Origin of the sequence: Yoonia maricola, assembly GCF_002797915.1 — a bacterium.
GTDB lineage: Bacteria > Pseudomonadota > Alphaproteobacteria > Rhodobacterales > Rhodobacteraceae > Yoonia > Yoonia maricola.
Map to the genome: position 1 here is coordinate 96,759 of NZ_PGTY01000005.1, position 12,568 is coordinate 109,326.

The 12,568-nt window shown below is 57.3% G+C and carries 11 protein-coding genes; 2 read left to right on the forward strand and 9 right to left on the reverse strand.

Going from position 1 to position 12,568, the window contains the following annotated elements; translation table 11 throughout:
• Positions 1-53: 53 nt before the first annotated feature.
• Genes BC777_RS18915 through BC777_RS18925 form a run of 3 tightly spaced genes read right to left on the reverse strand, consistent with a single transcriptional unit; the run spans position 54 to position 4,353 of the window.
• Positions 54-1,277 carry an efflux RND transporter periplasmic adaptor subunit gene (locus tag BC777_RS18915; RefSeq protein WP_100369787.1) on the reverse strand — a complete coding sequence of 408 codons (1,224 nt, stop codon included), beginning with the start codon at positions 1,275-1,277 and terminating at the stop codon, positions 54-56.
• A 5-nt stretch (positions 1,278-1,282) separates the two neighbouring features.
• Positions 1,283-3,646, reverse strand: a complete 2,364-nt coding sequence (locus BC777_RS18920) for an ABC transporter permease (RefSeq protein WP_100369788.1) — start codon at positions 3,644-3,646, stop codon at positions 1,283-1,285.
• A complete protein-coding gene (locus tag BC777_RS18925) occupies positions 3,646-4,353 on the reverse strand; it encodes an ABC transporter ATP-binding protein (protein WP_100369789.1) in 708 nt (235 codons plus the stop codon). Before BC777_RS18925 ends, BC777_RS18920 begins: the two co-directional genes overlap by 1 nt.
• Before the next feature lie 159 nt (positions 4,354-4,512).
• Here BC777_RS18925 and BC777_RS18930 point away from each other — a divergent pair, with 159 nt between their 5' ends.
• Complete coding sequence (locus BC777_RS18930) at positions 4,513-4,725, forward strand: YgaP family membrane protein (RefSeq protein WP_100369790.1); 213 nt, start codon at positions 4,513-4,515, stop codon at positions 4,723-4,725.
• 144 nt (positions 4,726-4,869) lie between these two features.
• On the opposite strand, the gene BC777_RS18935 is transcribed toward BC777_RS18930, so the two are convergent.
• On the reverse strand, positions 4,870-7,023 hold the full coding sequence (locus BC777_RS18935; RefSeq protein WP_100369791.1) for a TonB-dependent receptor: 2,154 nt from the start codon (positions 7,021-7,023) through the stop codon (positions 4,870-4,872).
• Positions 7,020-8,252 (reverse strand): MFS transporter, encoded by a 1,233-nt coding sequence (locus BC777_RS18940; RefSeq protein WP_100369792.1) that lies wholly within the window; start codon positions 8,250-8,252, stop codon positions 7,020-7,022. Before BC777_RS18940 ends, BC777_RS18935 begins: the two co-directional genes overlap by 4 nt.
• A 183-nt stretch (positions 8,253-8,435) precedes the next feature.
• On the opposite strand from BC777_RS18940, the gene BC777_RS18945 reads away from it, so the two are divergent.
• Positions 8,436-9,413: a siderophore-interacting protein gene (locus BC777_RS18945; RefSeq protein WP_100369793.1), complete on the forward strand. Its 978-nt coding sequence runs from the start codon at positions 8,436-8,438 to the stop codon at positions 9,411-9,413.
• A 154-nt stretch (positions 9,414-9,567) separates the two neighbouring features.
• Here BC777_RS18945 and BC777_RS18950 read toward each other — a convergent pair whose 3' ends face one another.
• Genes BC777_RS18950 through BC777_RS18965 form a run of 4 tightly spaced genes read right to left on the reverse strand, consistent with a single transcriptional unit; the run spans position 9,568 to position 12,547 of the window.
• Positions 9,568-10,479 carry a sugar kinase gene (locus tag BC777_RS18950; protein ID WP_100369794.1) on the reverse strand — a complete coding sequence of 304 codons (912 nt, stop codon included), beginning with the start codon at positions 10,477-10,479 and terminating at the stop codon, positions 9,568-9,570.
• A 19-nt stretch (positions 10,480-10,498) separates the two neighbouring features.
• Positions 10,499-11,242, reverse strand: coding sequence for an SDR family NAD(P)-dependent oxidoreductase (locus tag BC777_RS18955; RefSeq protein WP_100369795.1), 744 nt, complete (start codon positions 11,240-11,242; stop codon positions 10,499-10,501).
• Positions 11,243-11,293: 51 nt separating this feature from the next.
• Positions 11,294-12,175 carry an NAD(P)-dependent oxidoreductase gene (locus BC777_RS18960; protein WP_100369796.1) on the reverse strand — a complete coding sequence of 294 codons (882 nt, stop codon included), beginning with the start codon at positions 12,173-12,175 and terminating at the stop codon, positions 11,294-11,296.
• Between the two features lie 39 nt (positions 12,176-12,214).
• Positions 12,215-12,547 (reverse strand): cupin domain-containing protein, encoded by a 333-nt coding sequence (locus BC777_RS18965; RefSeq protein WP_100369797.1) that lies wholly within the window; start codon positions 12,545-12,547, stop codon positions 12,215-12,217.
• Positions 12,548-12,568 lie beyond the last annotated feature (21 nt).

The window sequence follows — 12,568 nt, forward strand, 5'->3', positions numbered from 1 at the left end:
GCTGGGGACGGGTCCAGACTAGCGGCAGGCGCAGGGGGCAGGATTGATCTTGCTCAACTCCCTGCGGCCAATACGCGACGGTCAACAATGGCCCCGCCTGATATCAGTTGGTCATTGGGGTGGGTCACAACGGTGCTGCCCACCTCCAACCCGTCCAGCACCTCGGCGAATTGCGTGTTTTGCTGGCCGATGCGGATGATCTGTTCGGTCGCAACCCCGTTTGACGCGACAAAAACAGCCCAATCGCCGTTGCGCTGAAATAAAGCGCTCAGTGGTACCTGTAGCGCGTCATCATTGCGCCATTCGGTGATCCGCAAGAAGACGGCAAAGCCATCGCCCAGATTGGCGCGGTCTTCCAACGGCGTGGTCATGTCAAAGATTGCATCCAGCCGCTGTTCCTCAATCCCCAAGGCAGAGGTTTTGGTTTCCGCGGCAGGTGAGATGCGCGACAGGGTCGCAGACAGGCTGTTTGTTCCGCCCCAACGTTCCACCACGGCCTGTGCGCCGGGTTGCAGACGGACTGCGTCGCTCGACAGCAGATCCGCGACGATTTCCAGCTCGGTCGGGTCACCGATGCTGAGCAAGGCGGCACCGGTCAGCACAGGGCGTTCGCTGGTCCCAGCGACGCTCAACACGACGCCATCGGCGGGGGCAGTGATATTGACGCAGCAACTTGTGTCAATCTCGGCCGCTGGATTGGGTGTCTGTACCATGGTTTCAGCGCGGGCAAGTGTGCTTTGAGCCATGTTGATACGGGCCTCTGCTGCCTCAACCGCGCTTTGGGCGACGGCCAGTTGCTGCACCGCATCCTCCAATTGGGTCAGCGATGCAACATCACGCGCCACCAGCGTTTCGGTCCGCACGAAATGAGAGCGTGCAAGATCACGTTCTTCCACCGCACGCGCCAGATCGGTTTCGGCGACATGCAGTGCCGCCTCCGCCTCTTGCACGCTGGCCTGTGCTTGCAGCAGCGTGCGACTGTCAAGCAGGGTTGGGGCGGCCGGGCGCACCACAGCGACAACGGTTTCGCCTGCCACGACGGGATCACCCACCGCGACCGGGGACCGCAGGGCGGTGCCGGTAATGGGGCTCGCGATCTCAAAGATATCCTTGATCCGGGTCACGCCATCGGCATCCACGGTTACCTCAAGCGGGCCGCGCGCAATCACATGCAGATCAACTGGGATCGGGTCATCCTGAAAGGCAACATAGCCAAGCCCCAGCATCACTATGGCACCAAGACCAAGCAGCCCAATTGTACGTGGTTTCAAAGACATCTGCGCTACTCCCTTACTTTCATTACGGAAACGAGGTTTTGTTTATCCAGACTGCGGCGCACGATCATGACCGAGGCAAAGCTGGCCAAGAGCACGACAAAGCTGGCTTTGGCATAGACAGCCGGTTCAAAAACGAGCGGCAGATTGTAAAGATCGCTGGAGAAACTGTTGAACATGCCCGCGGCGATCAATGTGCCAATCCACCACCCCAAAGGCTGTGCCAGAACCGCCAGCAACATGGTCTCGCCGATCAGGATGTAGGATACTTCGCCACGGGTGAAGCCAAGGATGCGCAGGCTGGCCAATTCGCGCGACCGCTCTGACAGCTGAATGCGCGCGCCGTTGTAGGTGACACCAACAGTGATCAGGACAGCAATGATGATGTAGATCGTATTGATGATGCCGATGTTTTCCGCGATCGTTTCGGCAAACGACTGGCGGGTGTCTGACATCATGACGATGCCGGCAAGATTGGGCACGTCCTTAAGGCGGTCATGCAGATCAAGCACCTGTGTATCATCAAGCGAGACATTGATCGTCGAAATGCGCGGTGATTGGCGCAACAATCCGTTCACGTAATCAAGGTCCATATAAGCGCCGATCCCGAAATACTGCGCGATGGTATTGGTCACGATCAATGGGTGCGTTTCCTGCCTGCCGCCAAGGAACCTGGCATCGACCGTATCGCCAATCCCGACATTCAGATGCGCGGCGAGCCTGTCGGTGAGCACAACGCCACCGGGCGGTACTGCGACCTGATGGCCGTCATTGTCCATCACACGGCTGAGGTCGGTGGCGGGGTGGCTGGCCTGAATTTGTGTGCGCTTTTCGTGGTTGCCGTTGCGCAGGATGACTGCGTGAAACTGCTGTCCTTCGGTTTGCAGAACAGCGGGCAGGTCAGCAGCGGTTTCCAGTACGATCTGCGTCATGTCATGCGACAGCACCAGCATCGCGTCCTGTCGGTTGCTTTCGTAAAAGGCGCTGTCGATAATCTTGTTCAGGGATGGTTGAAAGAACGAAGGCGACACGATGGTTGATACTGCCAGCGCGATCCCCAGAAGCGTCAGCCCACTGCGCAGCGGCCAGCGGATCAGCGCGCGCAGGATCATGATCGTCGGTTGGCTCAGACGCATCGCGGCCATGGCCCGGTCGATCAGCGCGCGTTTGAACTGCGGTGGGGCTGGGGGCAGCATCGCGATGGCGGGGGCAAGACGGGCGGCCTTGATGGCGGCCTGTATGGCCCCTGCCATGGTGGCCAGTAGTGCGGCCATTGCAGAGACCGCATAGACCCAGGCCGAGGTGCTGAAGATCAGGAAAGGAAAATCGAAATACTGCGCGTATTGGGTGGACATACTGCGCGCCAGCCATGTGCCGGCGCCCCAGCCGATCCCGATCCCGACCACGGCAATCAATGCGGCCAACATCAGGTAATGCAGGCAAATTTCCAGGTTGGAATACCCCACCGCCTTGAGCAAGCCGATCTGGCTGCGTTCCAACGCGATGATCCGACCCATCACCATGCTGACCAGAAACGCCGAGATACCAAAAAAGATGGGTGGCAGGACAGAGGCCATGTTGCGCTGTTGTTTGATCTCGGAATCAATGAACGCATCCGACACCTGCAAATCGCGCCCATAGGCCCCCAGTGACCCGTAAGGATCAAGCAGTTGATCCACTGCATCGATCACATTGGCCTCCAACGCGCCGGATGACAGTTTCAGGGTGACGTCATTGAACGCGCCGGTCATGTCAAAGGCCGCATCCACCGCAGGCTTGGGCATCCACAAAATCCCAAAAGTCGCGTTATCGGGCATCAGGGCGCCGGGGCCGATGGTATAGATGAACTCAGGCGACTGGGCGGTGCCTGTGATGGTCAGCTGCCGTTTCTGGCCATTGAGGTTAGCAAAGAAGTGGTCGCCGATCACGAGATCATTGGCGATGGCGAAATTGGCGTTCACCATGACCTCATCCGTTGAAGCAGGGTCTGGCGTCCGCCCGGTGGTGACAATCGGCACATTCAGCCGGGGCAGCCCCTCAACAGGCAGCGACAGGATTTGTCCGCTGATGCTGACGTTGCTGCCAGGCACATCCAGTATCGCACTGCCCGAGGTGCGCGTTTCAACCGCCCAGACCCCATCAATCGCGGCTAGTTCGGCTGCCAGATAGTTGGGTGCGCGTTTGACGGCACTGAACACATCGGCAAAGCGGTTGCGTTCATAATAGGTCTCGCGCGTGTCACTGAGCGATTTATACGTCCCCAGCGCCATCAACAAGATCGCGACACCGCAGGCCAAAACCATAGCGATTGCAAGGGCTTGTCGCCAAAGTCGTGCGAAATCGCGGAGAAGTTTTCGGTCCAGTGCCTGCATCACCAGACAATCTCGGCCGGGGCAAGGCGGGTGTCATTGATCGCAACACTGCTGATCTTGCCGTCCTGAAACTGGATAACGCGGTGCGCCATACGCTGAATTTCAGCGTTATGGGTGATGATCACCGTGGTCGTGCCAAAGCGCTCATTGATGTCTTGCAGCACCTCCAGCACCTGCACGCCTGTTGTACTGTCCAACGCGCCGGTGGGTTCATCGCACAGCAGGATCTCTGGCCGTTTGGCGATAGCGCGTGCAATGGCAACACGCTGTTGTTCGCCCCCCGACATCTCGGAGGGGAAGTGATCCATACGGTCGGCAAGGCCAACTTGCGCCAGCGCGTCTTCTGCGGGCATCGGGTTAGGGGATACATCTGTGACCAGTTGCACGTTTTCGCGCGCGCTCAGGCTGGGGACCAGATTGTAGAACTGGAAGACGAAACCAACATAGTCGCGGCGATACCGTGTCAGGTCGCGGTCGGACATATCTGTCAGGTCGGTTTCACGAAACCAGACGCGACCTGATGTGGCGTGGTCCAGCCCGCCGAGGATATTCAGCAGCGTAGATTTGCCACTGCCCGAGGGGCCAAGCAAGACAGCCATTTCGCCTGCATAAAGCTCCAGATCAACGCCAGCGAGGGCGAAAACCTTTACGTCGCCGGTTTGGTAAACCTTGGTGACGTCCTCGGTGCGAAAGACGGTGTCCGACATTGGTGGTGAGCCTCTGTTGTGATATTTTGCCCCAGCGGCTTTTGGCAGAAGCAGCGACGTACCGATTGACGAAAATCAATCCTGGGATGGGGGCAACTGGTATCTTTGCACCTGTAACGGCGGGCCAATGGCCCGTGTCAGAAAACAAAGGAACTTGCTATGACTGCGAATGTTGGCACGTTTGATCGTGCGTTAAGACTGGTCATCGGCGCGGCCCTGATTGTGGCCCCCCTGTTGAATGTCATGGGGCTGGGAGTCAATACGATGGTGGCCTACATCCTGATAGCCATTGGGGGCATTCTCGCCCTGACGGCCGTTTTTGGGCTGTGCCCGATATACAGCCTGCTGGGCATCAAAACCAAATCTGAATGATGTTCGTGGCTTCCTGACGCGACATCGCTAAGCGCTCGTACAGCGTGGTCAAAGTGTTGCGATGCAGAATTGGCGAAATTCCCAAAAAAGACCTGGCCCCTGAACAAAGGAGACCCCTACCCAGCAGTCCTGTCCAAGCTAACGTCAGAACGACACAGTGTAGTCCAGCGATATCCTGCGGCCTTCTTCGGCGACGATAATATCTGGGTTCTCGCGCACGCTGCTGGCGGTCGGGTTGAACTGATATGTATCAAACAGGTTGGTCACCCCAAGCGTCACCCGCCCGGCACCCAATGGATATGATCCGCTGGCGTTAATAGTTGTTGTGTCGTCAAGCTCTGGATAGTCGGATTTGTCGCGACCGCTGGCATAGACAGCCTCACCCGACAGGATCAGCCCGTTGTCAAAGTTTTTGGTGGTATAGAGCCTTGCTGTATAGGTTGACGGGATGCGGCTGTTTGGTAGCCAGCTGTCGATGCTGCCGTCCTGATCATCATCATATTCTCCCTCGACAAAGGCGATGTTCGTGCCAAGGCTCCAGTCCTCGCGAATTTTATAGTCTGCGGTCGCCTCGGCACCCCATATGCGTTCTTTCTGCTGGGTGATGGTGTTGGTGGAACTGTCAAAGACCGTGCCTTCGTCCGATGTGGAATAATATGCAGATACATCGACCCGCCAGGCCGCATTGTTGTAACGTGTGCCCAACTGCCATGTGTTCACGATTTGCGCGTCAGGGCCGATATCGGCGTATGAGACGGTTTGGCCAGCCAGAAACGGGTTTTCGGCCGCGGCACGCCGTGTGAAAGCACCGACATCGGGAATGGAAAAGCCTTGGCTGAAACCACCATAAAGATCCACCGTCGGTGTGGCGTGGAATACCGCACCGATATTACCGACAACCGCATCATATTCGAAGTCTCCACCGATGACGTCAACCGCAGGTAACGCCACGGCGGTGGTCCCGGACAGGAACACTGAATCCGGCCGTGTAAAATCCGACACTGACAACCAGAAACGTTCCGCACGCAGGCCGGTGCTGATTTCCCATCGTTCACCGAGCGGCACATCAAGCTGGGCAAAGGCGGCCAGACTGTCCTGTACCATTGGGGCGATGACATCGGTGCCGTCCAGAAGCTGCTGCTCAACCTCGTCGCGCCCGATATCAAGACCCCAGGTCAGTGTCGCTTCTGCACCGATCCAGTCCGCGGGGCTGCGCACGGTCGCGTCCAGCCCATAGGTCGTGGTGAACAGTTCTGATTGCGAGTCCGGGTCCTGCTCGGTGCTGCCTGCTCCGTCGGCGTAGTACTGACTGTTGACGACACTGGGTTCTGTAAAGGCCGAGCGGCGTTCGATATCTGTTGCGAAAGCCGAGACTTCCAACTCTCCCAAGGCGAATTCGGCATTGCGATAGGTCAGTTTGGCGGTGCGTCCTTCGTCCGACACCGGCTCACCCGTATAGGGGTTCTCACCGACGCTGACAGGCGAGGTGTCATAATCGCTAAAGAAATCAATGTCCTGCTCGAACGCATAGGCATCAAGGCGGAACTCAAATTCATGCGCACCACGGGTCCAATCAGCGGCAAAGCCAATGGCACTCCGGGTTGAATCCTGATCATCACCCTGTCCCAGCAAAGGATCTGCCGGAATGCGGTCACCTGAACCATCAAAGGACAGCCCGTTGTATTCATTGGACAGCTCAATGCGCAGTCCAAGCTCCCCGACGCGCCTTTCATGCGAAAACGAACCACCATAGCTGAATGTGTCGCTATCGGCCTCTTGGAATGACAGGTTCGTGCTGACGGTTGTTTGTGTGGTATCAGTGTCAGCCTTATTTGTGACGATGTTGATAATGCCACCTGTCGCCCCGTTACCGTAGCGCGCGGTAGAGCCTTTGACGACTTCAATCCGCGCGATCGAGGCAGGATCAATCATCGCAAGTTCCCGGTCAAAGCCGCGCAGTTCGGACGTGCGGGCGATGCCGTCAATCAATATCTGTGTCGTACGTCCGCGCAATGTCTGGCTTGCGCCCCCGATTGTGCCGTTTGCGGGGGCAAGGCCTGGGACAAGGTCAGATATGATTGTTGGCAGGGTCTTGCCACTTTGTGCCTGAGCTTCGATTTGCTCTGCCTCAATCACCTGCACAGTACCGGGGATCGCGCTTTCGGTGGCACCGGTGCGCAAGGCTTCGATGACGATTTCGCCCAAGGCGAAAGGCTCTTCCGCCTCCTGCGCGGCAAGAGGTCCAGCGACGCACAAAGCGCCGGGAGCGATACCAAGAAGAAGACGCGCAAAAGTCATAACAGTGTCCTTGAAGCAGAGAGTTCGGGAAGGTGCCGCACTTGTGGTGGCAGCAATAGAAGGGCAATCCAACCGGTCAGCCCGGATAGGATCGTGGCGGTCAAAAAGACAGGGCCATAGCCCAGAGCATGCGCCAACTGGCCCGCGACCATGCTGCCAATCATATACATCAGTAGTGTCGCACTTGTCAGAAGGGTGAAATCTGTACCGGCCTGTTTCAGCGAAGAAAATCGCATGAAAGCCGTGTAGAGGCCGGTGATTTCAATATAGCGCAGGAAGGTGTCACACACCGACAGCACCACGATGATCCACGGGTCCATACCGACGGTGGCGGCAGCATAAAAGGTGGCAAAGACCAGCGTGCGACCGCAAATCAGAAAGATAAAGAAACCAATCAACCCCCACCGGCGGATCATCAGCGCCCCGGCGAAAGCGCCGCCCAGGCCGACCAGTGCGGCCGAACCACCAGAGATGGCACCGATCTGGGATAGGGTGAAACCCTGATCCACCAGAAATGGCTGTTCAAGCGCCTTTACCAGACCTTCGGGTAAGCGAAAAATCAAGGCAAACCCGATCATCGCCAAAGCGCCTTTGAATTGCAGAAAACGCCATAGGGCAGGTTTGCCAGCATCAGGGGGTAAGGGGCAGCGACCCTCTGCTTCAGGGTGCGCAAAGAACGGTGCCATCAGCGCAAAGGTGATCCCTGCGATAACCCAAAGGGTCGTCGTCCAGCCGATCAGATCGTAAAGAAATAACGTACCCGCCCCGCCGATCAAAACGCCAAAGGCCACCGCGGCACCTTGCAATGCATTGCCGCCCGGTTGCTGGTCAGGCGGCAGATGTTCGACCGCCCAGCCATCAGAGGCGATATCCTGCGTCGCCGATGACATGGCCATCATCATCAAAATGGGAAAGAATACGCCGGCATCCGCAACAGGGTTCAGCGTGGACAAGGCCAGAATACCGCTGATGGTCACCACAAAGCAAATGGCGACAACACCCTTACGGCCCAACCGCCCTCTGGCCAGCCTGTCGACCCATGGCGCCCAAAGTGCCTTGAGCACCCAAGGTGCCAGAAGGACGCCAAGGCTGCCTATGGTGTTCAGGCCGATCCCTTCGGATCGCAATATCGGGGGGAGTGCGGCGGCCACCAGATAAAGCGGCACAGCTTGTGCCAAATACAGCCCAAGAAGCGCGATAGATATTCTGGGTGACGGGAAAGCCAGCATGAAACTTCATCAATGTGAGGGATGTTTGTGCTGGCTTGCGGCTGACGCGTCCATAAATCGCAAGGTTATAGGTAAAGTCAACTGTTTTTGTCGGATTTGCCTTGACCGGCGGAGTGGCGTTGGACATGAAGTGGTGAAAGGGTGTTAGCCAAGCCGCCAGACCCGCCGGAAAGAAGGTGTGGCATGGCAACAAATACCGGACATATTTTCGATGGATCGGGCCGTGTTCTGGCGGTATTGCGCGCAGAAGCAGCGGCGCATGATCTGCCACTGACCATATTGTCGGACGGGATCGAGGTCACAACAACCTATGGCAGCATTTCGGCACGTCAGGACGGCAAGACCGTTCATTTGTCGCTCACGTCCGCGCGCCCTGGTGATCTGACCGTGTTGCGGGACGCGATCCACCAGCATCTTGACGCCGATGTGCATGTGGAATGGCGCAACCTGCCGCATGGGATGCCAGAAAATTTGCATATCCTGCAAGTCCACAGCGTCACGCAGATATCACCGGCGTTTCTGCGTCTGCGCCTTGTTGGTGATGTCGCACCACTGATTGCAGGTGGATTTCACATCCGTCTTATCAGCCCGGCCAGAGGTATGCAGCGCTGGCCGCAGATCGGTACGGATGGTCACACAATATGGCCCGATGACATGCCGCTGCCGCATCGTCCAGTCTATACCATCGCGGCCTCGGCTGATGATACCGTGATGATCGATGTCTTCCGCCACGCGACAGGCCGGACCCTGCGTTGGATTGCGGCGCTGCAACCCGGAGACGAGGTTGGTGTGATGGGACCGGGCGGCAGCGGCATGCCAAAAACAAAGCATCTGTCGCTTTGGGGGGATGAGACAGCACTCCCGGCGATCCTTCGGATCATACGGGATGCCCCAGCGGATATGCATGGGGCCGCAACAATTTTGGTACCATCGAATGCTGATATCCGCACGGTCGAAAATGCGCAGTTCCGGGTCAAATGGCTGCTACGCGATGATCAGGATCACTTAATTCGGGCGTTAAAGTCTGGCTATCAGGACGCCCTGGATACCTTTCTTTGGTGCGCCGCTGACGGGGCACAAGTACAAGCTGCGCGCATCTTTGCCGATCAGCTAAACATACCAAAAGACAGGCGGCATATCGCGGCGTATTGGCAGTTGTGAATGGTCCGAACGACCCCACAGCGCAATCGGGAACAAAGTTCAGGCAGTACGATCCTGATCTTATCGCTATGTCTCTTCGTTCCTCCACTCCTCGATGGCTACGATGAGCACCGAAACTTTCTTAGAAAATAACCCTATTGGGGTTCACAAGCGCTCATGTCAGACACTCTGCTGGGTTGAGCGGGACAAGCGCACCACGTTGTGCCACGACCTTGCGTGATATCGCGCAAGCTTGGCCTATACCCTTCTCAAGCGGGCAACCGGCAGCATGTCCTGCGAACAGGCCGGCGTTAAAACTGTCACCCGCCGCCGTTGTATCGACAAGGTCGGCCAAAGGGGTGACCGGTACTTCGCCCATGTCAGGGCCTTCGGCATAGACAACAGCATCGGCCCCGTTTTTCACGACGACCGTGACCGCACCTGCGTCAAGATAACGGTTGGCCGTGGCCTGCGGGCTGGCATCGTCGAACCAATCGGCCTCATCCTCGAACGAGGGCAGCACCAGATCGCTGACAGCCGCACCGCGCATGATTTCTTGCTTCATCTCATCTGCACCGCCCCAGAGTTTTGGACGCAGGTTAGGATCGAATGCAATGGATTTGCCCGCGCGGCGGGCATTGCTCAGCGCTGCAAGCAAAACCGCGCGTTTGTTTGACGGCAAGATCGCCAGCGTAATGCCGGAAAAATAGATCAGATCAGCGTCGTCCATCGCAGTGGCAAGCAAGCCGGGATCATCCGCCAAGGACCGGGCCGCAGATTGGCCGCGCCAATAGGAAAAGCTCCGCTCCCCCTGATCCAAAGAGATCAGATAAAGGCCCACCGTCTTGTCCGGGACGGTCTGCACGAAACGATCACTGATCCCGGCATCGCGCATAAACGCCCGCATCTGGTCAGAGATCGCGTCGTCGCCCACGCAGGTCAGGTAAGACACCACCACCTGTGGCGCACAGCGGGCCAGATACCATGCCGTGTTAAAGGTATCGCCCGCAAAGCCTAACCGGAAATCCCCCACATTTTCTGTGGGGGCCAGTTCGGCCATACATTCGCCAATGGCTAGAACGCGCATCAGACTTGTCTCCGCTATCTTAGGAAAACAGCATGCCGCCGTTAATGTCGATGTTTGTCCCGGTCATGAATGCGCTGTCATCACAGGCCAGAAACAGCACAAGATTGGCCGCATCATCCACATGGCCCTGACGCTTAACCGGTGCGTTCGCCTCAAACCCGCGACGGCCCGCATCAGGGGTGTGAATGTTGTGGAAATCAGTGTCGATCATACCGGGGCAAAGCGCGTTGACCCGGATATCAGGGCCCAGTTCCTTGGCCAACCCACGGGTCATTGTCATCACAGCGCCCTTGGATGTCGCATAGGCCACCGCACCGGGGCCACCGCCATCGCGTCCGGCTTGGCTGGCAAGGTTCACAATCGCACCAGATTTCATATGCGGCAGGCAAGCTTTGGTCATCATGAAGGTGCTGGTCAGGTTCAGCGTCATCACATTGTTCCAATGCGCAAGGTCCATCTCGGCAATGGTTTTGCGCGCGATCAGACCGCCTGCATTATTGACAAGGATGTCCACGCCGCCAAAGGCATCAACCGTCGCACCCACCAGTTTGTCCACACCCTCTTGCGTGTTCAGATCAGCCTGCACCGCAATGGCCTTGCCGCCCGCGCGTTCAATCTCGGCCACGACAGCGTCTGCACCCTTGGAGCTTTCAAAATAGCTGATTGCAACCTGCGCGCCCTCAGAGGCAAGCTTGCGGGCCGCAGCGGCCCCGATGTCGCGCCCGCCGCCCGTGATGATGGCTGTCTTTCCGTTGAGTTTCATAGATATATCTCTTTTCTTTTGATCGAGTGCTGCTGCACAGCCGTCGTGAGTTTATCGTTTTGCTTCCAAAAAATAGTCAAAGATTTCCGGTACATTACCCTCGCCCATGCCTGCGGCAACAGCCGCGCGCAGATTATGTGACGTACCTTCGGCAATCTCGGCGCGCGTGCCCATATCTTCGACCATTTTCAGGAAATATCCCAGATCCTTGTCCGCATTGTTGATCGAGAAACCCAGATCGCTGACCCCATCAACAGCGTAATTTTTGCAAAACCCCATGAAGGGCGAATTGGACGGACCGGCCGACATGATGTCGTAAAGCTGCTGGCGGTCAACACCCGCACGGTCGGCGACGGCAAAGGCCTGACTCATCGCGCAAACGGTCGTCATGCCCATAAAGTTGTTGATTAGCTTGGTGACGTGGCCTGCGCCAAGCGCGCCAAGATAGAAGACATTTTCGCCTTGCTCATCAAGCACCGGCTTGACCTTATCAAAGGTCGCCTTGTCGCCCGCAGCCATAATATTCAGCAGGCCGTCTTTGGCATGCGCTGGCGTCCGGCCCAATGGGGCATCAATCATGCCTGCCCCTTTGGCAGCCAGATCCGCGCCGATCTTGCGGGTGGATTCCGGGATGGAGGTGCCAAAATCGATCAGCACAGCACCTTCTTTGATCCCTGCCAGAAGACCGTCATCACCATAGACAAGGCTTTCCACAACATCAGACGTCGTCACGCAAAGCATGATGATGTCACAGGCCTGCGCCAGTTCCTTGGCGGATGCCGCCTCGCGCGCATTGCCGCGGTCCAGCACTGCCTTGACCGGCCCCTTGCTGCGGTTCATGACGACCATTTCATAGCCGCGGTTTTGCAGGTTCTCTACCATGTTACCGCCCATAAGGCCGAGACCGATAAACCCGATCACAGGATGTGTCATCTTGCGTACTCCGTTACGTTGTTCTTACTGTTCATTGGATCAAAGGAAATCTTCGCGATGTGGCGTGAAGACATCCAAAAGCATGCCGGCTTCAAGGCAGGTCGCGCCATGTTCGATATTGGGTTGTTTATAAAGGGAATCCCCCGCACCCACGATGTAGGTCTCATCGCCCACCGTGAATTCAAACTTACCGGAAATCACATAGGTGATTTGCTCATGCGGATGATGGTGCAGGGGGGCAGTCGTACCCGCTTCAAAATGTACCTCAACGACCATCAGGTTGTCGTTATAAGCGCCAATCTTACGGCTCAGCCCGCTGCTGACGCTCTCCAGCGTGTTCTCGCTTCCGGGGAATAGGTTCTTAACGGTCATTATCGCGTCCCTGCTTTCGTG

Excerpts from the sequence above, each read along its gene's own strand:
- BC777_RS18915 (WP_100369787.1), bottom strand. The coding sequence starts at position 1,277 with ATGTCTTTGAAACCACGTACAATTGGGCTGCTTGGTCTTGGTGCCATA.
- BC777_RS18920 (WP_100369788.1), bottom strand. The coding sequence starts at position 3,646 with ATGCAGGCACTGGACCGAAAACTTCTCCGCGATTTCGCACGACTTTGG.
- BC777_RS18925 (WP_100369789.1), bottom strand. The coding sequence starts at position 4,353 with ATGTCGGACACCGTCTTTCGCACCGAGGACGTCACCAAGGTTTACCAA.
- BC777_RS18930 (WP_100369790.1), top strand. The coding sequence starts at position 4,513 with ATGACTGCGAATGTTGGCACGTTTGATCGTGCGTTAAGACTGGTCATC.
- BC777_RS18935 (WP_100369791.1), bottom strand. The coding sequence starts at position 7,023 with ATGACTTTTGCGCGTCTTCTTCTTGGTATCGCTCCCGGCGCTTTGTGC.
- BC777_RS18940 (WP_100369792.1), bottom strand. The coding sequence starts at position 8,252 with ATGCTGGCTTTCCCGTCACCCAGAATATCTATCGCGCTTCTTGGGCTG.
- BC777_RS18945 (WP_100369793.1), top strand. The coding sequence starts at position 8,436 with ATGGCAACAAATACCGGACATATTTTCGATGGATCGGGCCGTGTTCTG.
- BC777_RS18950 (WP_100369794.1), bottom strand. The coding sequence starts at position 10,479 with ATGCGCGTTCTAGCCATTGGCGAATGTATGGCCGAACTGGCCCCCACA.
- BC777_RS18955 (WP_100369795.1), bottom strand. The coding sequence starts at position 11,242 with ATGAAACTCAACGGAAAGACAGCCATCATCACGGGCGGCGGGCGCGAC.
- BC777_RS18960 (WP_100369796.1), bottom strand. The coding sequence starts at position 12,175 with ATGACACATCCTGTGATCGGGTTTATCGGTCTCGGCCTTATGGGCGGT.
- BC777_RS18965 (WP_100369797.1), bottom strand. The coding sequence starts at position 12,547 with ATGACCGTTAAGAACCTATTCCCCGGAAGCGAGAACACGCTGGAGAGC.